Source organism: Acinetobacter sp. ACIN00229, assembly GCF_016106645.1.
GTDB lineage: Bacteria > Pseudomonadota > Gammaproteobacteria > Pseudomonadales > Moraxellaceae > Acinetobacter > Acinetobacter oleivorans.
On the sequence record NZ_JADWOM010000005.1, the window covers coordinates 79,105 to 100,278 of the forward strand.

21 protein-coding genes are annotated in these 21,174 nt (G+C 38.9%); 10 read left to right on the forward strand and 11 right to left on the reverse strand.

Annotation, left to right across the window (positions count from 1 at the left end; all coding sequences use genetic code 11):
* Positions 1-7: 7 nt before the first annotated feature.
* The 4 genes from nusB to I7H67_RS06030 form a co-directional block, all read right to left on the reverse strand.
* Positions 8-457, reverse strand: coding sequence for a transcription antitermination factor NusB (gene nusB / locus I7H67_RS06015; RefSeq protein WP_004790142.1), 450 nt, complete (start codon positions 455-457; stop codon positions 8-10).
* A gap of 3 nt (positions 458-460) precedes the next feature.
* On the reverse strand, positions 461-931 hold the full coding sequence (gene ribE, locus I7H67_RS06020) for a 6,7-dimethyl-8-ribityllumazine synthase (protein WP_002119264.1): 471 nt from the start codon (positions 929-931) through the stop codon (positions 461-463).
* A gap of 11 nt (positions 932-942) precedes the next feature.
* Positions 943-2,064 carry a bifunctional 3,4-dihydroxy-2-butanone-4-phosphate synthase/GTP cyclohydrolase II gene (ribBA, locus tag I7H67_RS06025; protein WP_003654193.1) on the reverse strand — a complete coding sequence of 374 codons (1,122 nt, stop codon included), beginning with the start codon at positions 2,062-2,064 and terminating at the stop codon, positions 943-945.
* 240 nt (positions 2,065-2,304) lie between these two features.
* Positions 2,305-3,612 (reverse strand): hypothetical protein, encoded by a 1,308-nt coding sequence (locus I7H67_RS06030; RefSeq protein ID WP_198307366.1) that lies wholly within the window; start codon positions 3,610-3,612, stop codon positions 2,305-2,307.
* Positions 3,613-3,671: 59 nt separating this feature from the next.
* Between I7H67_RS06030 and serB the strand changes: the two genes are divergently transcribed.
* From serB to I7H67_RS06045, 3 genes are all read left to right on the forward strand, one after another.
* Positions 3,672-4,895 carry a phosphoserine phosphatase SerB gene (gene serB / locus I7H67_RS06035; RefSeq protein WP_017391083.1) on the forward strand — a complete coding sequence of 408 codons (1,224 nt, stop codon included), beginning with the start codon at positions 3,672-3,674 and terminating at the stop codon, positions 4,893-4,895.
* A 409-nt stretch (positions 4,896-5,304) separates the two neighbouring features.
* Positions 5,305-5,640: a ciprofloxacin tolerance protein AciT gene (gene aciT / locus I7H67_RS06040; protein ID WP_004704819.1), complete on the forward strand. Its 336-nt coding sequence runs from the start codon at positions 5,305-5,307 to the stop codon at positions 5,638-5,640.
* A gap of 251 nt (positions 5,641-5,891) precedes the next feature.
* Positions 5,892-6,371, forward strand: coding sequence for a hypothetical protein (locus tag I7H67_RS06045; RefSeq protein ID WP_013196563.1), 480 nt, complete (start codon positions 5,892-5,894; stop codon positions 6,369-6,371).
* Positions 6,372-6,414: 43 nt separating this feature from the next.
* Here the strand turns inward: I7H67_RS06045 and dtd are convergent, their stop codons facing one another.
* Positions 6,415-6,858 (reverse strand): D-aminoacyl-tRNA deacylase, encoded by a 444-nt coding sequence (gene dtd, locus I7H67_RS06050; RefSeq protein ID WP_009391425.1) that lies wholly within the window; start codon positions 6,856-6,858, stop codon positions 6,415-6,417.
* 168 nt (positions 6,859-7,026) lie between these two features.
* Between dtd and pncB the strand changes: the two genes are divergently transcribed.
* From pncB to I7H67_RS06075, 5 genes are all read left to right on the forward strand, one after another.
* Positions 7,027-8,241: a nicotinate phosphoribosyltransferase gene (gene pncB / locus I7H67_RS06055; RefSeq protein ID WP_005300500.1), complete on the forward strand. Its 1,215-nt coding sequence runs from the start codon at positions 7,027-7,029 to the stop codon at positions 8,239-8,241.
* Positions 8,242-8,388: 147 nt separating this feature from the next.
* Positions 8,389-9,237 carry a sulfurtransferase gene (locus tag I7H67_RS06060; protein WP_192454662.1) on the forward strand — a complete coding sequence of 283 codons (849 nt, stop codon included), beginning with the start codon at positions 8,389-8,391 and terminating at the stop codon, positions 9,235-9,237.
* Entirely contained in the window at positions 9,234-10,085 is an 852-nt protein-coding gene (gene asd / locus I7H67_RS06065; RefSeq protein ID WP_004790127.1) for an archaetidylserine decarboxylase, read from the forward strand. Before I7H67_RS06060 ends, asd begins: the two co-directional genes overlap by 4 nt.
* A 427-nt stretch (positions 10,086-10,512) precedes the next feature.
* On the forward strand, positions 10,513-11,733 hold the full coding sequence (locus I7H67_RS06070; RefSeq protein WP_198307367.1) for an acetamidase/formamidase family protein: 1,221 nt from the start codon (positions 10,513-10,515) through the stop codon (positions 11,731-11,733).
* 130 nt (positions 11,734-11,863) lie between these two features.
* Entirely contained in the window at positions 11,864-12,283 is a 420-nt protein-coding gene (locus I7H67_RS06075; RefSeq protein WP_049837554.1) for a hypothetical protein, read from the forward strand.
* A gap of 71 nt (positions 12,284-12,354) precedes the next feature.
* On the opposite strand, the gene I7H67_RS06080 is transcribed toward I7H67_RS06075, so the two are convergent.
* The gene (locus I7H67_RS06080; protein WP_198307368.1) at positions 12,355-13,116 is read right to left on the reverse strand and encodes an AcfC family putative adhesin; all 762 of its coding nucleotides are present in this window, start codon (positions 13,114-13,116) and stop codon (positions 12,355-12,357) included.
* 241 nt (positions 13,117-13,357) lie between these two features.
* On the opposite strand from I7H67_RS06080, the gene I7H67_RS06085 reads away from it, so the two are divergent.
* Positions 13,358-14,554: an alpha/beta fold hydrolase gene (locus tag I7H67_RS06085; RefSeq protein WP_198307369.1), complete on the forward strand. Its 1,197-nt coding sequence runs from the start codon at positions 13,358-13,360 to the stop codon at positions 14,552-14,554.
* Positions 14,555-14,664: 110 nt separating this feature from the next.
* On the opposite strand, the gene I7H67_RS06090 is transcribed toward I7H67_RS06085, so the two are convergent.
* From I7H67_RS06090 to I7H67_RS06105, 4 genes are all read right to left on the reverse strand, one after another.
* Complete coding sequence (locus tag I7H67_RS06090) at positions 14,665-15,201, reverse strand: hypothetical protein (RefSeq protein WP_151822344.1); 537 nt, start codon at positions 15,199-15,201, stop codon at positions 14,665-14,667.
* A gap of 433 nt (positions 15,202-15,634) precedes the next feature.
* Positions 15,635-16,993 carry a phosphate regulon sensor histidine kinase PhoR gene (gene phoR, locus I7H67_RS06095; RefSeq protein ID WP_151767084.1) on the reverse strand — a complete coding sequence of 453 codons (1,359 nt, stop codon included), beginning with the start codon at positions 16,991-16,993 and terminating at the stop codon, positions 15,635-15,637.
* A 9-nt stretch (positions 16,994-17,002) separates the two neighbouring features.
* Positions 17,003-17,713: a phosphate regulon transcriptional regulator PhoB gene (gene phoB / locus I7H67_RS06100; protein ID WP_000650776.1), complete on the reverse strand. Its 711-nt coding sequence runs from the start codon at positions 17,711-17,713 to the stop codon at positions 17,003-17,005.
* 254 nt (positions 17,714-17,967) lie between these two features.
* Positions 17,968-18,639 carry a TetR/AcrR family transcriptional regulator gene (locus I7H67_RS06105; protein ID WP_000224580.1) on the reverse strand — a complete coding sequence of 224 codons (672 nt, stop codon included), beginning with the start codon at positions 18,637-18,639 and terminating at the stop codon, positions 17,968-17,970.
* A 212-nt stretch (positions 18,640-18,851) separates the two neighbouring features.
* On the opposite strand from I7H67_RS06105, the gene I7H67_RS06110 reads away from it, so the two are divergent.
* Entirely contained in the window at positions 18,852-19,685 is an 834-nt protein-coding gene (locus tag I7H67_RS06110; protein ID WP_005300520.1) for an SDR family NAD(P)-dependent oxidoreductase, read from the forward strand.
* 56 nt (positions 19,686-19,741) lie between these two features.
* Here I7H67_RS06110 and I7H67_RS06115 read toward each other — a convergent pair whose 3' ends face one another.
* Positions 19,742-21,109: an MATE family efflux transporter gene (locus I7H67_RS06115; protein ID WP_005300523.1), complete on the reverse strand. Its 1,368-nt coding sequence runs from the start codon at positions 21,107-21,109 to the stop codon at positions 19,742-19,744.
* Positions 21,110-21,174: the final 65 nt, after the last annotated feature.

Below are 21,174 nucleotides of genomic sequence, written 5' to 3' on the forward strand. Positions count from 1 at the left end.
AAACCTATTAGTTTGCTTGTTGTTTTTCAGCACTACGTAGTGTTGAACTTAAACGATCTAAAACGCCATTAATGTATTTATGGCTATCTGCTCCACCAAAGTGTTTGGCGAGTTCAATGGCTTCATCAAGAACTACACGATAAGGTACTTCTAAATGATCACGTAACTCGTAAGCACCTAAACGTAAGGTTGCGAGCTCTACACCATCAAGTGCACTAAGTTCACGGTCAAGTACCGGAATGAGTAATGCATCAAGATCATCGCGCAGTGCAATCACTTGCGTTAGTAGTTCGTGATAGTAATTTAAGTCTACCTTGTGCATAGCATTTTCAGCACGAGTACGTGCTTCAATTTCATGTACAGGATTGTGACTCATTTGCCACTCATAAATACCTTGTACAGCAAAACGACGTGCTTTGCGTTTTGCTGCATAAGCGGCTTGCAGTGTTTGAGACATGCTTTAAATTGCCTTTAATAAATTAACCATTTCAATTGCAGTTAAAGCAGCTTCGCTACCTTTGTTTCCTGCTTTTGTACCTGAACGTTCGATGGCTTGCTCGATGCTATCAGTAGTTAATACACCATTGATGACAGGCAAGCTGCTTTCTAACGCGACTACACCTAAACCTTTTGCACATTCACCAGCAACGAAGTCAAAGTGTGGTGTGCTACCACGAATAACTGCGCCAAGTGCGATGATTGCATCAAATTGATTTGATGTAGCTAATTTTTTAGCAACAATCGGGAGTTCCCATGCGCCAGGAGCATGAATAACAGTAATGTTATCTTCATTTACACCATGACGTTTTAATGTGTCGATTGCACCATCCAATAAGTGTTCAACAACAAAACTGTTGAAACGACCCACTAAAATCGCATAACGACCTTCGCTTGCGAGATGTAATAAACCTTCAATACGGCGAATTGCCATAGCAACCTCGATTATTTCGTTGTGATTTGATCAGCAGTGACATATTCCACTACTTCTAAATTAAAGCCAGATAAAGCATTGAAACGTAATGGTGAGCTAAGAAGCTTCATTTTTTCAACACCTAAGTCACGCAAAATTTGAGCGCCTACACCAATGGTTTGATATTGATGTGAAAGTGCTGCATTGGATTTCACCGGTTTTGGTTTATTTAAATCATCCAACGCTGGTCCCAAGTCTTGCAAATGATCTTGCCCGATCCAGACTAAAACACCGCGATCACTCGCTGCAATTGTCTGTAGTGCACGGTCTAGATTCCACGCAGGTTCACCATCAGCTTTATTGAGCTTAAGTAAATCGCGAATTGGACTGAAACCATGTACACGTACTGTTGTAACACCTTCTTTTGGCTCGCCTTTGACTAAAGCCAAATGGATGTCCGGGTTACCAATCTCACGATAACGATAGAGTTCAAATGAACCATATTCTGTTTGAATCGTTTTTTGATCCAGACGTTCAACCGTTTGCTCATTGGTCATGCGGTAGTGAATCAAGTCCGCAATTGTACCAATTTTTAAGCCATGCTTCTCGGCAAAAATTTCTAAATCTGCACGGCGCGCCATTGTGCCATCTTCATTGATGATTTCACAAATAACAGAAGCTGGTTCAAGACCTGCTAAGCGTGTTAAATCACAGCCCGCTTCGGTATGACCTGCACGATGTAGAACACCGCCTGGCTGTGCCATTAACGGGAAAATATGGCCCGGTTGTACAATATCACTTGGCTTTGCATGCGCTGCGACAGCAGCTTGAATTGTATGTGCACGCTCTGCTGCTGAAATACCAGTTGTAATACCTTCAGCGGCTTCGATTGATAAGGTAAAGTTTGTACTATGCTGAGCACCGTTTTGGTCAACCATCAACGGAAGGTTTAACTGCTTACAGCGCTCACGGCTTAACGTTAGGCAAACTAGACCACGTGCATGGGTAATCATGAAGTTAATATCTTCAGGACGAACATGCGTTGCTGCAATGACAAGATCACCTTCATTTTCGCGATCTTCGTCATCCATCAAGATAACCATTTTGCCTGCACGAATATCGGCGACAAGATCTTCAACACGACTCAGCGGCATTCGCTTTCACCTTTTTTTGTCGTTAGACAATTTCTATTTAATAAATTTTGCATAGTTTACGCTGTTTAGAGAATTTTGCCTATGATTCTGATTTATCCAACTTTGCAACGAGATAGAATAGATCCAGCTTTATTTATACAAATAAATCATAAGAAAATGGAATAATTTAAAATAAAAACAATGAATTTAAATAAAAAAAACCTAGCCAAAAGGCTAGGTTCTGATATGCGCAGTTATTTTTTATGAAGCTGCACTGCTTGGACTATCATTTTGTGGGATTGATTTTTTTCCCATCAAAATCTCAGTGCGAATATTTTGAGCAAGTTCAGCACACTCTGCATTCATACCATTGATCATAAATGCATGACGAGTCATGACATTGCTTGGATTCGGCATTGCAACAAGTTGATAGCTGTCTTGAATTGCTTTGAGTTGATCATTCTCAAGATATAAAGCAGATTCTTTCGCATGAAGATGCTGTGCTAAACGTTGAGCAGCTTCTTTCGCATCAATTTGCATCGCTTCTACAGCATTACACGTTGCACTACGAGTTTGAAGCGCAAAGCGTTTGTCTTCGCGATAACGTTTATATAAAACGTCAGAGAGCAACTGGAATACGGTTCCAACCATAAGCAGACACTCTACAGCGTGAGTATGCGAGGTTGAAATCGCAAGTGTAGCGCCATCTGCATTAAATTCATTTACGACTTCAATGTCCGCTAACTTTAACTGGTAATGCTTAACGCATAACTCAATACTCTTGTTTAAAAAGAGCTGACAGAGTTTAAAGTACGGAACAGATACCGATTGGTTGACACTGCTTAATAACTGTTTAGGGTCATAAAACTGAATATTGAGTGCCAACATATCTTGGTCAGCTGAATCTGTAGTTTTCTCTGGTTGTGGACGAGCCGCTGGTTTACCTTTCGCTTGTTGTTGGGCTTGAGCAACCAACGTTACTGTATTTTGTTTTTCTAAAGCCAATGCCTGAGTTAACTGCTGAATTTCATGTTTTAAGCGGTTCTCTTCATTAATGCGTGCCAAATATTCGCTACGGGTCGGACGAGCAATCGCGCGATAGGCAAGCCATAATAAAACATGCAAAAACAGAGAAGCTAAGATTGCCAGCCATTGAGTGCGGAGAATTTCCCCAATACTTGGCTGAATAAGCGTAATCTCGATAGAACCCACTTTCTTTTCATTTTGCAGCGCATCGCGAGCAAAAATCTCACCTTGGCGAGTTTTCGAAATTCCGCTCGTTGCCAACACTTGTTTATTGGCATCAAGAATGCGAATAGACGCAACGCTTGGATTGGTCGCATAGCGATTGGCAATCAGAGCTAAAGAAACCGTATTTGCCGGTTCTAGCTCGGATAAGCTGTCTGCAACGAGCTGACTGGTCATGAGCTGACCTTGACTCGCACGGTTTTCATTGAGCTGGTGTGTCGTTGCAATCACCAATAAAAAGGTATGCAATGCAAAACTAACGATCAGTAGGCTAGCAAATAGCCCTTGTCTAGGCGCAATCAAGTTAAACTTCCAAGGCAATTATATTGAAATTCGATTATGATTCTTACAATAGTTGTCACTCAGACTAGAGTCAATTCATGCGAGAAATCATTCTTATATCCTTTTTAGGACCAGACCAACCAAACCAGTTTACCCGATTAATGCAAGTACTATCCGTACATTCATTGCAAATACTGGATGTAGGTCAGGCTGTTATTCATAATCAACTCACATTGGGCATTGTAGTCGCGTCAGATAATGAAACTGCGACCGCATTGGCAATGAAAGAAATTCTGATTTTAGCACATGATATTGGCTTAACAGTGCGCTTTAAACCAATCACAGGCGCAGAATACGATCAATGGGTAAGTGAAGGCGGTCGTACTCGTTATATCGTCACGGCTTTGGCACCTGAACTCACTGCTGCCCACTTACAAGCAGTTACACAAATTGTGTCTAGCCAAGGCTTTAACATTGAAACTGTTACCCGATTATCAGGCCGTGTCGACTTTGAAAAGGATAGCGCATTTCCACGTCGTGCATGTGTACAGTTTGGTTTAAGTAGTGGTCCAACTTTAGATGCACAAGCCATGCGTGCAGCATGTTTACGTCTTTCAAGCGAATTAAACATTGATGTTGCTGTTCAAGAAGACAACGCTTATCGACGTAACCGTCGTTTAGTTTGCTTTGATATGGACTCAACATTAATTGAACAAGAAGTTATTGATGAGTTGGCGATTGAAGCAGGGGTAGGCGCACAAGTTGCTGAAATCACTGAAAGAGCGATGCAAGGCGAACTTGATTTCCAGCAAAGCTTCCGTGCTCGTGTTGCATTATTAAAAGGGTTAGATGCTGCTGTTTTACCTAAAATTGCAGAGCGCTTAACCATTACTGAAGGTGCAGAACGCCTCATTTCAACATTGAAGGCGCTTGGCTATAAAACAGCAATTTTATCGGGTGGATTCCAATATTTTGCTGAATATCTACAAGGCAAACTTGGTATTGACGAAGTTCATGCCAACATTTTAGATGTGCAAGATGGCTTTGTAACAGGTGAGGTTAAAGGTGCGATTGTTGATGGCGCACGTAAAGCTGAGCTATTACGCGAACTTGCGAATAAAATGGGCATTTCTTTAGAGCAAGCCATGGCGGTAGGAGATGGTGCAAACGATCTACCTATGCTTGCGATTGCGGGCCTAGGTGTTGCTTATCGTGCTAAACCTTTAGTTCGTCAAAATGCAAATCAGGCGATTTCAAGTGTGGGCTTAGATGGGGTTCTATATTTACTTGGTATGCATGACAAAGATTTAAACCGTGCTTAATCCATAAGACTAAGCTTTAAGCGCTACTTCAGAGTAGCGCTTTTTTTATGCAGAATCGTCATAAAAACAAGCATGTTATGCTCAAATCATGCACAGAAAAAAGGCAATAAAAAAATCTGAAAAAAACTTATTTTGGTCCTTAAAAACAGCATATTTTTTTGTAATGACACGCCAGAATTGATGCCATATAGGGAATCGAACTTTTTGAATTTTACAAAAATGTAATGACAAAAGAATGTTGCGACAGAGTATGTCGCATTAAGAAAAAACGGGTCTTTTTTTCTAAAAAAAAACATCCATAATGCATCCTAAGCTTCAACACAAATTATGAATTAAAGTTGTTTTTGGAATGAGGTCGGGTTTTTAAGACCGAATCTTTTTAGACGTTTTCATTAAGACGGAGGTTTCTATGGTAACAGCGAATTTTGCCGCTATCGCCGGATTCAGCTTGATCGCTGTCGCGCTTGTTGCTGTTTTCTTTTCTCCTTACCGTCGTTGGCTTGGTTTTATGCTTGCAGGGATGTTCTTTTGGGGGCTATTAGAAGTGGTCCGTTTTGGAGTTCAAGTCACTTTTGAAATGCCAGTCACATATAGTTATTTAACTGCACTAAGTCTAGCGATGGTAATGGTTACATTTGTTTTGTTACGTGAGGATAAACAGGCACAAAAGGCTTTGGCAAATCGCCAATATATAGAACACACGCCAGTATATGAAGATGATCAGCAGCAATGTTCTAGCCGATAATTAAATTGTTATCTAACGGTAAAGAGGTATGCACAGCATGCCTTTTTTATTTACGAAACGTGATTTTTATTATACAAAGCATTTATTAAAAAATAGCCAGTTATGCTACGATAGATGCGTCTGTTGACGTTTCATCTAGATTGCGTTGCCAGCTAAAAATTATCAGTTGATGCACGAAACACAAGCAATGGTATGTCCTTGCTGAGTTTTGCTCTAAAGTTTTCATAAAAATACAATAGGCGTGAATGTTCATGAAACTTTCTTCTATACCTGTAGTCAAGTTACCTCTCGTTGATGTCAGTACAGACCCGTTAGATTTATTGGTAGCAGGTTTAGTGCTGCGTATGAAGCAATTGGCACGTACTAGCCCTAAGTTTATTGAATTGATTCATGACCGCGCATTCCGTATTCAGATCGGTACGGACTTAGGTGTTGCACGTCAGATCATTATTAATAATGGACAGATCGATACTGTTGCAGGTGCACCTGAAAAAGCTGACTTTATCTTGCAGTTTGCAGATAGCGAACAGGGTGTAAAAACTTTGATTAAAGGTGACCCAACTGCATTTATGACAGGCATGCAAAATGGCAGTATTAAGATGGAAGGAGACTTCAGTCTACTCGTTTGGTTTAACCAAGTGGCTAGACTCATTCCACCTAAGTTGCCAAAACCAGTTAAAGAGAAAGTACGTCAAGCACGTGCTTTTATTAAAGAGAAAACTGGTCGTTAATCGCCAGATATAAAAAAACTCCCAAATGGGAGTTTTTTTATATCTACGCTTCGACTTCCAAGTTAAACGTAACTGGACCATCATTAATGAGATGAACCTTCATATCGGCTGCAAAAATGCCGGTTTGAACTTTTTCAAATTGTGAATGGGTATATTCAACCAGCTGTTCATATAACGCTTTGGCATCTGCTGGAGGCATGGCTGGACCAAAATCTGGACGTAAACCTTTTTGCGTTTGGGCCATTAGAGTAAATTGTGAAACAAGCAGGATTCCACCATTTGCTTGAGAGACATTCCAACCCATTTTGCCTTGTTCGTCATCAAAGATGCGATATTTCAAAATCTTATCAATAAGCTTCTGGCCAATTGCTAAAGTGTCATCACGGCCAATGCCTAAAAAAACCAGTAGTCCGTGTTGGATTTCACCTGTAGTCTCACCGTCAACCACCACTTTGGCTTCAAGAACTCGTTGTATTAAAGCGCGCATAGTTAAAGCAAATTTCTGCAATTAATTGAATTGGTTTAGTTTAGCAGAATTTAAATTAAATGATTTTTAAAAGGAAATTTCATGGAATTGCAACAATGGTCTAAAAGCTCGCAATTGATTTATAAAAATATGCTTTAATGCTAAGAAGCAAGCGAATAATCATTGACTATGTCTCCAATTATCCATTCTTTACTAGATACAGACTTGTACAAATTTACGATGTTACAAGTGGTTTTGCATAAATTTCCGCAAACCCATAGTGTCTACCATTTCCGCTGTAGAAATTTAGAAGATACTGTCTATCCACTAGTAGATATTTTGGATGATTTAAACGAGCAACTCGACTATTTGTGTAGTCTTAAATATAAAGAAGACGAGCTTCAATATTTACGTAAATTACGCTTTATAAAAAGTGACTTTGTCGATTACTTAGAACTGTTTCAACTGAAGCGACGCTTTATTCGGGCTAGCATCGATGCGGAAGGTCGTTTGGATATTCATATTGAAGGTCCGATGGTCCAAGCCATGATGTTTGAAATTTTTGTATTGGCAATTGTAAATGAACTTTATTTTAGTCGTATCAAAACTGATGAAGTATGGGCTGAAGGCGAGCGCCGTTTAAAGGCTAAGCTTGAATTGATTCAGGAATATGAAAAAACACAAAAACCGAATGATCCGCCATTCTTAGTTTCTGATTTTGGTACACGTCGCCGTTATAGTTTCGTATGGCAAAAACATGTGGTGGCAGCCTTTCATAAAACAGTACCAAATGTGTTCCGTGGTACAAGTAATGTCCTGCTTGCAAAAGAGTTAAACATTACACCGATTGGAACCATGGCTCATGAATTCCTACAAGCTTTTCAGGCACTTGATGTACGTCTGCGTGACTTTCAAAAAGCTGCTTTAGAGACGTGGGTACAGGAGTATCGTGGCGATTTAGGAATTGCTTTGACTGACGTTGTTGGTATGGATGCGTTCCTTCGAGATTTTGACTTGTATTTTGCGAAACTCTTTGATGGCTTACGTCATGACAGTGGTGACCCTTACGAGTGGGGTGATAAGGCCTATGCGCATTATCGTAAATTAAAAATTGATACTAAAACCAAAATGCTCACCTTTAGTGATGGTCTTAATTTGCCAAAAGCATGGGAATTACATCAATACTTTAAAGATCGTTTTCAGGTGAGTTTTGGTATTGGAACTAATTTGACCAATGACATGGGCCAAAAGCCGCTCAATATTGTGTTGAAACTAGTCGAATGTAATGGTCAGTCAGTTGCGAAAATTTCTGATAGTCCCGGTAAAACCATGACTGATAACGATACTTTCTTGGCTTATTTACGTCAGGTTTTTGAAATTGAAGAACTTGAAGAAGTGGTTTAAGTAATAAATAGTCTCGCTATTTTGTATTTTTAAAAGTAAGAATGCTGATATCTGATTTTCTGCTAAAGAGTTGCAGAAAATCAGAGTTTGTTAGATATAAGCTTATGCTAATATGAAATTAAGCTGGTATAAAAAGAAACCATGACGATGACACTCCCGAATTTTAAACTCGATTTATTAATAGAAGCAGAAGAATTAGTGCCTTATTTAGGCAATGAATATATTCGCATTGTAGATTTGAGCCGTGCTTCTGTTTATGAGCAACTTCATATTCCGCATGCCATTCACTTACAACCAAAATGGTTAGTGTCTCAACACGAAGAAGCCACTGGCATTTTGCCAGATGAAGCAGGTTTACAAGCACTGATTGAGAAATTGAATATTTCACCTAATCATCATGTTGTGGTCTATGACGATGAAGGCGGAGCATGGGCTGGACGTTTAATCTGGAATTTGCATTGCTTAGGATTCACACGTACCAGTTTAATTAATGGCGGTATCCATGCATGGTTAGGAGCAGGGTTACCAACTACAGCAGAAGTCGAAGAAGTTTCTCCTGTTGCAGACTTAATTCAGATTGATTTATCGCATGCCGCTCAGTTCCGAGTGAATTACGAAGAATTACGCAAACAAGTAGAACAAGAAAATGTTCAATTGTGGGATTGCCGGACGAGTGATGAATATAGTGGGATCCGTCTAGCAGCGCGACGCGGCGGTCACATTCCAAATGCACTCCATTTTGAATGGAGTACTGCACTTAATCGTCAAAATCATCTAAAATTGCACCCGCTTGAACGCACGCGGCAGCGCCTTGAACAACTTGGGTTCGATTTACAGCAACCTGTAGTTGTGTACTGCCAGTCACATCACCGTTCCGGTTTGGCCTATATTTTGGCTAGGCTCTTGGGCTGGGAAGCAAAAGCCTATGATGGTGCGTGGAGTGAATGGGGCAATCGCCTCGATAGTCCTATTATTACTGGAGAATCACCGTCGTGAGTTTCACATCTCGATTAAAAAAAGAATTATTTATTAAGGCACAAAACCTTGTACCACAGCATCAATTGAGCCGTGTGGTAGGTAAAGTTGCTGCGAGTGAAAATCCAGTTGTGAAAACTGCTGTTATTCATGCATTTAAAACCAAATATGGGATTGATTTATCGATTGCTGAACAAGGCAATGCACTGAAATATAAATCTTTTAATGACTTTTTTACCCGTGCTTTAAAAGATGGCGTGCGTCTCGTTGACGAAAATGCAGATAGCATTGTGTCACCTGCTGATGGTGCTATTTCTCAGATTGGTAAAATTACTGCGGGTGAAGTATTTCAAGCAAAAGGCCAAAGCTTTTCTGTAGAGAAACTCATTGGCGACCCACAACTTGCTCAGCCATTCCAAGAAGGTGAGTTCGCGACAGTCTATCTATCTCCACGCGATTACCACCGTGTACATATGCCGTTTGCAGGTACATTAACTGAAACTTTGTATGTACCGGGTGAGCTATTTTCGGTAAATCAGGTGACTGCTGAAAATGTACCGGGACTATTTGCCCGTAATGAACGCATGGTGTGTTTGTTTGATACTGAACTTGGCCGTATGGCTGTTGTGTTAGTGGGTGCAATGATTGTTGCTGGTATTGAAACTGTGGCGACAGGTAAAGTGAAACCTTCAGGTCGTATTGAATTACAGCATCATCAGTTAAAGCTAGAGAAAGGTGCTGAGCTTGGACGTTTTTATTTAGGTTCTACCGCAGTTATTTTATTTGAAAAAGATAAGATCGAATGGGAACAACGTTTTAAAGCTGAGTCTGTGGTTGTAATGGGCGAGCGCATGGGACATACAGTTTAATAAACGATATAACCCCTATAAGATAAATAAACCCTGACTTTAATTATTCAGGGTTTATTTTTTATTTAAATTATATAAACGTAAAATATATAACTATGTTTGTATTTATATTATATGGAAATATAATTGTTATTAAGTGATCTGAAATAGGACGTTATAGAAGCTAGTCTATAAATATGTGTCTGAAGAGAGCAAAAATATTAATATGATTGAAAATTAATAAATAAAAATAGAAAGAAATATTTAAGTTAGACTTAAGTCGTAATTTTAATTTTATTTGAAGATAAGTTATTAAATCTAAAAAAATTATTTAATTTTATAAATATGAAGTACTTTTTAGATATTACACAGCCTTTAGCCTTGGCACAATGCTTGCTAACTATTGAGGACCTTACTGTAATTTTCATATTTTTTAGGTTCTGAAATCATGTTAAAAGTTAAACGTCTGACAGCTTCAGTTTTATCTGTACTTTGTATTTCACTAACTCATGCCAATGATTTTAAAGTTTTAAATCAAATTTCAAAACAGCCTACTCAACTTCAAAGTGGCGAATATAAAGGTAATTATTACGTTCCATCTACTTTAAATACCATTACATGGGGTTATTTACCGAATCGTGATGCCAAACCCGTCCTTACCGTTCCGTCGGGTAGTGTTGTGACATTTGATACGGTTTCTCATGAAGGTTTGCTTGAAGACCAAGGGCGTAATGCTGAAAAGTTCTTTCAATCGAAAGGTGTCAAATCTAATGAAATCTTGGAAGATGCAAAAACAATTACGCAGTCAAATTTAAAGCATGATTTTCATAAAGATGGGCCACATATTGTGACAGGTCCTGTTGCAATTGAAGGCGCGCAGCCCGGTGATATTTTGAAAGTTGAGGTACTTAAAGTTGAGCCGCGTGTACCTTACGGTGTTATTTCAAATCGACATGGTAAAGGTGCTTTAGTCGGGGAATTTCCTAAAAAAGCAAAGCAAGAAAATGCATCGGCTGAGCATCCTGAACGCTATGGAAATGTCTCAATTTTCACACCAATTGAAAAAAATGCTAAAGGTGAGTACGAAGGTGTATTAAAAACAGAATCGGGTAAATCAATACGTTTCCCGCTTTATCCTTTTATGGGCATTATGGGGGTAGCAGCCAATACTTCTGAGCCGGTTCACTCTGTACCGCCTGCAATGTATGGGGGAAATATTGATATTAATGAACTAGGTGCAGGTTCAACAGCCTATTATCCTGTTCAGGTCAAAGGTGCCTTATTCTATACGGGTGATAGCCATTTCGCGCAAGGGGATGGTGAAGTAGCATTGACTGCACTCGAAGCGTCAGCACGTGCGACACTAAAATTTACTTTACTCAAAGCAGGTAAAGATAAAATACCGGGCAAAGAGCTAAAACAACCTTTAGCTGAAAATGCTGAGTTTTGGATTACACCGGGTCTTGATGAAGATCTAGATGAAGCGATGAAGAAATCTACACGTGAAGCCATTCGTTTCTTAAATCAAGAATACGGTATTGATGAAGCAACGGCTTATGCGTATTTAAGTGCCGCAACTGATTTTGAAGTTTCACAAGTTGTAGATAAAACCAAAGGGATTCATGCAAAAATCAGAAAAGCTGATTTTAAAGAGTTTGAGAGTAAATAATTGGGATGACCCGAGCTTGGTATTTAAAATATTAAATACCAAGTTAAATTCATTTCAACTATTAATAAGTTTTATATATTTTATAATTGAGTATAATAAATATCACACATATTTATTAGTATAAAATCTAATGCACTCACTTCCGAACGCTCTACTTTATATTGCTGCATTATTAACATTCTGTGCCGCATTACTTCATTTTGTTTGTGTGTTCTGGGGGGCAAATGGTTTTCGGTTTTTAGGGGCTGGGAAAAGTATTGTTCAGATGGTCGAAAGAGGGCATTGGTATCCTAATTTTACAGCTATAGCTGTGGGGTTAATTCTAACGGTATGTGCTACTTATGCTTTCTTTGCAGCAAAGGGAATACAGGTATTACCATTTACTAAACTTATTTTGTCGCTTGTTGCAGCGGTTTTTCTTATCCGGGGTCTGGCTTTTCCATGGTTAAAGTCAAAATTTGTCGGTAATAGTGATTTATTTTGGTATATCAGTTCAGCCTTTTGTCTCATATTGGGAAGTTTATATGCTGTTGGAGTATATTTAATTTGAAATGAATATATTTTAAGTGAACTAGAGTGAATAATTTAAAAAAATAAAAGGGAGCTACGCTCCCTTTTTAATTATTTAGTCCAACCATATTTTTTGAAAATAGTATTACCTTGTTGAGACGATAAGAACTCTACAAAATGTTTAGCTTCAGCATCTTTTAAACTATGTTTAGTCAAGGCAACACCTGTGTCGCGATAGACAACTAGCTCTGGTTCAATAGGTATAATTTGCCCAACATCTGGGTTACTAATTCCCCAAATATTAAAAACTAACCAAGCATCATAGTTACTATTTTCTTCCCAGTTTTTCTTGGCAATTCCTGTGTTAGCTGCATAGGTGGCAATATTTTTTCGAACAGATTTGGTTAATTGAATATTGCCAGTTCTACCAGCGATATCCTCCCACATACCGACCTGACCTGCACCATGAGTAACTAAAACTTTAACGCCAGATTTAGCTAGGTCTTTAAATCCTTTAATATTTTTAGGATTTCCTTTGCGTACTAAAATGGCTGCGGGGCGTAAATATAAAGGTTCCACCGAGTCTTTTATAATTTGCTCAGAAAAAGCATTTTCAAAATCAGACATCATGGCTTCGGAACCACTATAGATAACATCGGCATCAAGTTTCGCTTTGTCAGACCATTGAGAAGTAGGCCCAGACGTTACATGGACTGCTATGCCCGTTTTATTGGTGAATTGTTTGGCTGCTTCTTTCATGGCGGGTGCTGGCCCACCAGGACCATACACTTGTACGTCTGCAAAGCTATGGATAGGTAGAGAACCGAGAATAAGACAAATCAGGTACGGTATAAATTTATATTGTTTTGACATTTTAATCGCTATAGTAATTAAGAAAATATCAGCATATATTTTTTATTATTTAAATGGGATTAATTTTTGCAACGATATTTATAATACATTTCTTTAAAATATATTTTAATTAGATTTTAAGTGACTGTATAAATGTAAATTCTTTTGAAGTAAATATAACTATAGAAGTTTTTATGGTAATTTATATTTTATAAATTGATTATTTGAATAGATATATTGTAAATAATAGAGGAGTAATCCCTTGATTAAAAAAAGTAATTCTTTTTTAAAAATTTTATTTAGCAGCGCTTGTTTGGTGTCTGGTTCTGCTATGGCTGCTCCCATTACCGATTTGGGTAAGCAAATTGTGAGCGACAAACCGGGTTCAATACTGTCTTTAGAACGGCAAGATGTGACGGATTTATTTCCTCATGCTGATCAGCGTTTGTTGATCAATTATCGTAGTCGAGGTATTCAGGATGAGCCCATTGTGGCATCGGCTTTTATTTTATTACCGAAAGGCACTCCGCCAAAAAATGGTTGGCCGATACTGGCTTGGGCGCATGGCACGACTGGAGTTGCCGATACTTGTGCACCTTCGGGTGATTATGTTGGCGGACCCGTTCATTCATATCAAGAAGTTGCTTCTAAAGCTTTAGATGGTTGGCTTGCACGTGGCTATGCAGTTGTTGCACCTGATTATCAGGGCTTAGGTACACCAGGTGGGCATCCTTATATGAATGCAAAGAGCCAACTGCATACAGTGGTCGATGCAGTGCGAGCATTACATTTGCTTAAACCTAAGAGTTTTAATAAACAATGGTTGGTAATGGGGCACAGTCAAGGTGGGGCTGCGGCAATTGCAGTGTCTGCCTATGGTCAAAAAGATGCACCTGAACTGGATTTAAAAGGGGCAATCGCTCTTGCGCCAGGCGGCTATCAATATGAAGGCATCACAGAATATGTGCAGAGTAATCCAAACCCAGAACCAAGTGTGGCAGCATTTTTCCCGATTGTGTTATTGGGTGCGCAAGCAGCAGATCCAAGCATCGTTCCTGAAAAGCTGGTAAGTCCTGAAATGAACACTGTGCTGACTCAAGCGCGCAGTCGTTGTTTATCTGAACTTCAATCTGATTTGAAGAAATCTCCTTCTAGCATATTTCGATCTGATGCTGATTTAAAACCTCTTTTGGCTTATCTAAAACAACAGTCCATTGAAAATATGGTACCTACCGTGCCATTAATGATTGTTCAAGGTTCTAAAGATCATTTAGTCGACCCGAGAGGCACATCTGCTTATTATCAGCAGCTATGTAAATTAAAAAAACCAACTATATATCAAACGATTGATGGCGGAGATCACCGCGATGCACTGCGTCAAAGTAATACTTTTGCCACTAACTTTTTAAACGTAATAGAGAAAAACCAGAGCAAATCGTATTGCTCGACTTCTAAGTAAATTGGTTTAAATGCTAAAAAAGCCGACTTTCATGAGCCGGCTTTTTATATTTGAAGAGGTGACTTTAGGTCAGGTTATACAGTCTTTCTTTAGGGAAAACTGCGTTAAAATCAGCCTTCATATTCACGCCCATTTTTGCGCCATTTTCCATCAGCACCTTTATACCAGTCTGGGGCTACAGCTGGGCCTCGTGCTCCTGAGCCTTCTCGTGACTCATCTATATAATCAATTTTATCAATGTACACTGTATCTTCTCGGCCTTCATAAACTCTGCTGCGTAACAGTATTGTACGGTGCTTCCAATCAATACTTTTAAGTTCTCCTTGCTCGCAACGTTGATTTATTGAACCACCAAAATGTCCCCAAACCATTAAATACTTGCCCATAGGTATGCATCTTAATTGATCATCAATAGTTTCTATGTAAGGTTCTTCTTCGATTGGCTCAAGTGACTCAATTTTATCAAAAGAGATTAGTCCAATTGATTCACCTTCTATGAATACACGAATTGATACAAGAATAGTCTGTTGATCTTTATCAATATGAAGAACTTTTACTTTTAATGATTCTCCACTTTTTAAACCAAGAATAAAGCAATCAGTTATTTCTGCATTATTCGATATTATTTCTACAGGGTTAATAGTCATTTAAGCCTCGCTTAATTATTATGTTAGCTGTTCTTATGGGTTAAGTTATTTGTAGCGATTTAATAATACTGAATTATTTTTAAAATAAAAGTTGTTTTTAAAATTGTTAATTTATTAATTAAATAATATTTTTTTATTTTAAATATTTTTTAAATTATCAATGATATTAATTATATATATTGTATAAATTGGGTGGTTTTGTATTTTAAAAGTACAGTTAGTATATCTATTTCATAAATTCTAATCTATGAAATAGATACGAGGAAAAAGAAGAATTATTAAATAACTTATATAGGCTGACCATAGGTTATATTTGATATTATCAATGACAAAAAATTAAAATCATGTCCATAATAAATTATATATAAAAAATGGCTAAGTATTTTTCACTGCGTCTATTTAATATCCACCCTTTATGTGGAATGAATACTTTTTAAGCCATGTTATATAGTCTTTCTTTAGGAAAAACTGCGGTAAATGTTGATCCTTCGTTTTCTTTAGACTGCACATCTAAATACGCGCCGTGTTGCATCAGCACGTGTTTTACAATCGCAAGACCTAAACCTGTACCACCTGTTTGGCGACTACGGTCACTGTCAACACGATAGAAGCGTTCAGTTAGTCGTGGCAAATGTTTTGGGTTAATCCCAATACCTGTGTCTTGTACACTAAAGTACGCATGTTCACCGTCATCATGCCAGCCAATGGTAATGGTTCCACCTTTGGGCGTGTACTTAATGGCATTGGTAATTAAGTTACTAAATGCACTAGCAATTTCCATGTCAGAACCAATTAGGTCACAGTGGCTATCAATGTGTAAATTGAGCGTGTGTCCATAATCGGCATTGTAGGCCTGAGCGTCATCAAAGAGTTGACTCATTAAACTCGGCATTTCAATAATCTGATTTTTTGCAATTTTCTTATTATTTTCTAAATTCGATAACAGCAGTAAGTCATTCACCAAAGCATTCATACGCTTGGTTTGTGACTGCATCTGATCAAACGCACGTTTCCAGCGCGGACTAATATCTTCCTGATCGGTAAATGTCTCGATATAACCACTCAGTACCGTTAATGGTGTACGAAGTTCATGAGAAATATTATCGACGAAGTCTTTACGCATTTGCTCAAGGTTGTGCATACGAGTCACGTCGTAAGCCACCAATAAGCGACTTTCTCCACCAAATCTTGTCAGCTTAACCTGTACATAGCGGTCATCATCAAAATTTGAGTGAAGCTTAATCCCGTCGGGTGCTTGATCAATATTGTTAAAATATTCAATAAAGGTCGGCTGACGTAAAATCGTTAATAAGTTACGACCACGATCGAGAGGGCTGATTCCTAACAAACGTTCGGCAGCAGGGTTCCACCACTCGATTTGATGTTGGTCATCAATTAAAACAACGGCTTCAGCAAGTGCAACCAAAGAAGACTGAGCTCGGTCAATTAAACCGACCATTTCTGCCTGAACAATTCGTTCTTGGCGCTGAGCACGATAGACATTAAATAATAATGCCCCCCAAATCCCATTAAGATTTGGAGGAACGTCATAAGGTTTATTCGCAATCCAGTCATTGACCAGATATAAAGAACGCAACTGGAGTGTAAAAAATACCACGAAGGCGATAAAAATACAGCTCCAGAAATACCCAAGGCCTAAACCGACTAAACCGGCAATAATTAGAAAAAATAATAAGAGCCGTAAATCTTGTTTGGCAAACGTCCATAAACTACTGTAGCGGGAAAGTTTTTGTTCACGTACCTGTTCGGGGACGGGGTAGGGTTCATACATAAATCTTGGTTAACCTGCGGCTAAATCTGCACGTGTTGAGAAACGGTAGCCAGTTCCACGTACAGTTTGAACAAATCGGTCTACACCAAAAGGTTCTAAAACTTTACGCAAACGGCGAATGTGCACATCGATAGTGCGGTCTTCGATATATACATTACCGCCCCACACCTGATCGAGCAACTGGGCACGTGTATATGCACGCTCTGGATGGGTCATAAAAAATGCAAGTAAGCGATATTCAGTTGGACCCATATCTAAAATGCTGTTGCCAAAGCTAACACGTTGGCTTACAGGATCAAGAATTAAGCCATTGGCATCAATGGTTTTTTCACCACTTAATGCATTAGCACGACGCAGAACTGCCTTAATACGTGAAACCAGTTCACGTGTAGAGAAAGGCTTAGTCATGTAGTCATCTGCACCTGCGTCAAGACCTTGTACTTTGTGGTCTTCTTCTCCGCGAGCAGTCAACATAATGACTGGGATTTCTGCTAGATTTTCATCTCGTTTTAAGCGGCGACATAAATCGACACCACTTACGCCTCCAGGTAACATCCAATCAAGCAAGATAAGCGCCGGACGTTGGTCGACGATAATTTGATGAGCTTGTTTGGCATCTTCTGCCTGTAAACACTGAAAGCCTGCCATGTCCAAAGAAGTATGGATCATTTCGCGAATAGGAAGCTCATCATCGACAATTAAAATATAGTCATCTTTCACAGCGCAATATCCTATAGATTTAACGGTGAACCGTTTTGTAGTTATGACAGGCTTATTACAAAGATTAATTATGACAATTTCATTGCAGAAAAGTCTATAAAATTAAATTTAGCAATAATTTGTGACAAAACTAAGGCAAAGGTATGACCAAATTATGACATGAAGACTTTAATTTTCTTAAAATCATTCAATAGGTTATCACTTGAATAGCTTAGCTGGTTTTGTACATTTATGGCTGTCAAAAAACTTTAATATTATTTTGAAACTTGCGCTAATAAAGATAAGAAAACGATACGGCATGCGGTTAAAACCTGCTCAAGCGACTGCTCAAACCCTCCCATGACCCATCGAATCGCTATTTGAGTGACATATCCATTTAAGCCAGTTGCGATTAAAGAAAGCTCATTTTCATGGTGTTGAATTTGCGGCATGGTCAGCATAACAAAGGCTTGAATCATGCGATCAAATTGCGCAAGTGTTTCTTGAATGGTGGCCTGATTATGTAACTCTTGTACCAAAACTGCGTCGACATAGACAATACGAGCTAATCTTGGGTCGTCTTTTAATGTTGTCAGCAGTGCTCTTAAACCAGCATCGACCATTTTTTCTGGATCGGGTGCAGCTTTAATCACGGCCTGCATTAAGTTCTGCTGTAATTCTTCAATCATTTTTAAAAAGATGGTTTGGAATAAATCTTCACTCTTTTTAAATGATTCATAAAAATAACGTTCTGTGAGTTTTGCCTCTTGGCATACATCTTTTACCGTCACGGAAAAAAAACCGAGCGTTCCGTAAGTCGCAATACCTGCTTCAATCAGTTTTTCACGGCGGGCCTCTTTACGTTCTGATAGAGATAACCCTTTGAACTGACGTTCTTTACTCACACTTTTTGTTTTCTTTTTACTGGTTGAGTCGTTAGTCGCCATAAATAAGTCGTTTCCTAAAGATTGGTTTCCTAATTTATAGGTTTTGGCCAAATATACTCACTATGATAAAGCCCTCAGAAGAATTGTGCCATTCTATCTGAAATTACAGTGTACTATATTGACAATGGATATTGTCAAAATTATATTGAAGATGTCTGAACTGCACATGCAATGAACCGGTTGTGCAAATATCGAAAAACAAAGGATGGACAATGAAAAATTTTAAAAACAAAGTCGCTGCAATTACGGGCGCAGGTTCTGGCATTGGGCAACAGTTAGCAATTCTTTTGGCAAAACAGGGCTGCCATCTTTCGTTGAGTGATATTAATGAAAAAGGATTACAACAAACTGTCGAGCTTTTAAAACCGTACAGCAATATTACTGTTACCACCAAAAAGCTTGATGTGTCGGATCGGGATGCGGTAAAGCAGTGGGCACAAGAAACTGTGCAAGATCACGGTTCTGTTAACCTGATTTTTAACAATGCTGGTGTTGCGCTAGGCTCAACTGTTGAAGGTGCGACCTACGAAGATTTAGAGTGGATCGTTGGGATTAACTTCTGGGGTGTGGTGTACGGTACTAAAGAGTTTTTACCGTTCATTAAGCAAACTCAAGATGGCCATATTATTAACATCTCGAGCTTATTTGGTCTAACAGCTCAACCGACTCAATCTGGCTATAACGCGACTAAATTTGCTGTACGTGGTTTTACCGAATCATTACGCCAAGAGTTGGATATTGAAAAAAGTGGCGTAAGCTCGTTATGTGTACATCCGGGTGGAATTCGCACCAATATTGCTAAATCTGCAAAAATGAGTGATAGCTTGAATAGTTTGGGTATGGATCCGACGAAATCGATCCAAAACTTTGACAAGCTACTACGTACTCCACCTGAAGAAGCAGCTCGTCAAATCTTACAAGCGGTATTAAAAAATAAGCGCCGTTTATTGATTGGTAGTGATGCAAAAATTCTTGATGCATTCCAGCGTTTATTCCCAACGGGATATCAACGTGCTTCAACCATTGTGACCAAATTAATGAAGTAATTTTTTAACTAAAAAAGCCATCAAATGATGGCTTTTTTTATGTGGTTTAGTTAGTTCTAAATAAGAACTTTGATCTTCTTTTTCTTCCAGATAAATTGATAATACAAGCCTTGAATAATACATAAACTAACGAATGCCAAGGCATAGGCAACCCAGATTCCTTTAAGGCCCCATATTGAGCTAAACCAGTAAGCACATGGAATTTCAATAAATAAAATAGCAGAAATATTAAGTAGCATTGGGACAGTCACGGTTCCGCTGGCACGCATGATCGATGCAAAAATGGCACCTGCACCAAAGAATAAAATTGCCCAAAGTACAATAAATAAAAGTTGCTGCCCTAACACCACCACAGTTGGGTCGGTAATAAACAAAGCCATTAAATATTTAGAAAATAGATAGCCGAGTGCAATTAAGGTACCTGTAAATAAAAAGTTCATTCCCAAAGCTGTGCGGGTTACTCGTGCTAACAGATCTGATTTGCCAGCACCAATCGCTTGTGCTGCAAAAATTGAAGCCGCAATTGATATCGACAAGGCAGGGAACTGAATGTAGTTGAGCACCTGATTCACTGCACCATACGCTGCTGTAGCATGCGATCCGTAATGGTTAACCAACCCAACAATAACCAAGCCAGCCATTGAGGTGGTAATCATTTGAATGCCGGTTGGAACGCCTAAGCGCAAAATGATTTTGCTCAGTTCTGGATTGTGGCGGATATGTTGCAGAAGCTGACGATTCGGCCGAAGTGGATGATTTTTCTTGTTCAGATAAATCGCTAGAAAAATCAAAATAGCAACATAACCCGTGATCGTTGCAATTGCTGGAGCAATAATTCCTAGGGCGGGTAAGCCAAAATAACCTTTAAGCAATATCGGGGTAATCACCAAGCCAATTACACTGGTTAGAGCCAATGCAAGTAAAGGCGTGGTACTGTCGCCTACACCACGTAAAATTGAGGTATAAATAATATAAACAAACAGAAGCGGGCTACCCGCCAGCATCCATTGCACATAAGGCAAAGCAAGATGCATTACCTTTGGATCTGTACCTAATAACTCTAAAATATCATGGGCAAAAAACACGCCGATAATCGCGGTAATTACCCCACCAATCAGTGTCATAAACAGGGTAGAACCGACCACACTTTGGACTTTCTCTATATTTTGTGCGCCCCACGCTTGCCCTACTAAAACAGTAGTACCTGTTGAAATCCCGATAATAAAAGCAAGGAGCAAGAATAAAATAGGGAAAAAAACCGAGACGGCAGCAATCGCATCAACACCCATCATTTGGCCAACAAAGATGGTGTTAATCGTCCCCGACAAGTTTTGCAAAATATTGGTTGCAATGAGTGGCAGTAAGAAAACAAAAAATGTTTTCCATAGATTTTGCTGGTGAATTAAAGACTGTCTTGGTGGCATGTGTTCTCCATCGCCCATCTCTTTGATGAGCGGGGCAGACATTCAACTTAGCATAGTTAGGTGAA

Excerpts from the sequence above, each read along its gene's own strand:
- nusB (WP_004790142.1), bottom strand. The coding sequence starts at position 457 with ATGTCTCAAACACTGCAAGCCGCTTATGCAGCAAAACGCAAAGCACGT.
- ribE (WP_002119264.1), bottom strand. The coding sequence starts at position 931 with ATGGCAATTCGCCGTATTGAAGGTTTATTACATCTCGCAAGCGAAGGT.
- ribBA (WP_003654193.1), bottom strand. The coding sequence starts at position 2,064 with ATGCCGCTGAGTCGTGTTGAAGATCTTGTCGCCGATATTCGTGCAGGC.
- serB (WP_017391083.1), top strand. The coding sequence starts at position 3,672 with ATGCGAGAAATCATTCTTATATCCTTTTTAGGACCAGACCAACCAAAC.
- aciT (WP_004704819.1), top strand. The coding sequence starts at position 5,305 with ATGGTAACAGCGAATTTTGCCGCTATCGCCGGATTCAGCTTGATCGCT.
- I7H67_RS06045 (WP_013196563.1), top strand. The coding sequence starts at position 5,892 with ATGAAACTTTCTTCTATACCTGTAGTCAAGTTACCTCTCGTTGATGTC.
- dtd (WP_009391425.1), bottom strand. The coding sequence starts at position 6,858 with ATGCGCGCTTTAATACAACGAGTTCTTGAAGCCAAAGTGGTGGTTGAC.
- pncB (WP_005300500.1), top strand. The coding sequence starts at position 7,027 with ATGTCTCCAATTATCCATTCTTTACTAGATACAGACTTGTACAAATTT.
- I7H67_RS06060 (WP_192454662.1), top strand. The coding sequence starts at position 8,389 with ATGACACTCCCGAATTTTAAACTCGATTTATTAATAGAAGCAGAAGAA.
- I7H67_RS06070 (WP_198307367.1), top strand. The coding sequence starts at position 10,513 with ATGTTAAAAGTTAAACGTCTGACAGCTTCAGTTTTATCTGTACTTTGT.
- I7H67_RS06075 (WP_049837554.1), top strand. The coding sequence starts at position 11,864 with ATGCACTCACTTCCGAACGCTCTACTTTATATTGCTGCATTATTAACA.
- I7H67_RS06080 (WP_198307368.1), bottom strand. The coding sequence starts at position 13,116 with ATGTCAAAACAATATAAATTTATACCGTACCTGATTTGTCTTATTCTC.
- I7H67_RS06090 (WP_151822344.1), bottom strand. The coding sequence starts at position 15,201 with ATGACTATTAACCCTGTAGAAATAATATCGAATAATGCAGAAATAACT.
- phoR (WP_151767084.1), bottom strand. The coding sequence starts at position 16,993 with ATGTATGAACCCTACCCCGTCCCCGAACAGGTACGTGAACAAAAACTT.
- I7H67_RS06105 (WP_000224580.1), bottom strand. The coding sequence starts at position 18,639 with ATGGCGACTAACGACTCAACCAGTAAAAAGAAAACAAAAAGTGTGAGT.
- I7H67_RS06110 (WP_005300520.1), top strand. The coding sequence starts at position 18,852 with ATGAAAAATTTTAAAAACAAAGTCGCTGCAATTACGGGCGCAGGTTCT.
- I7H67_RS06115 (WP_005300523.1), bottom strand. The coding sequence starts at position 21,109 with ATGCCACCAAGACAGTCTTTAATTCACCAGCAAAATCTATGGAAAACA.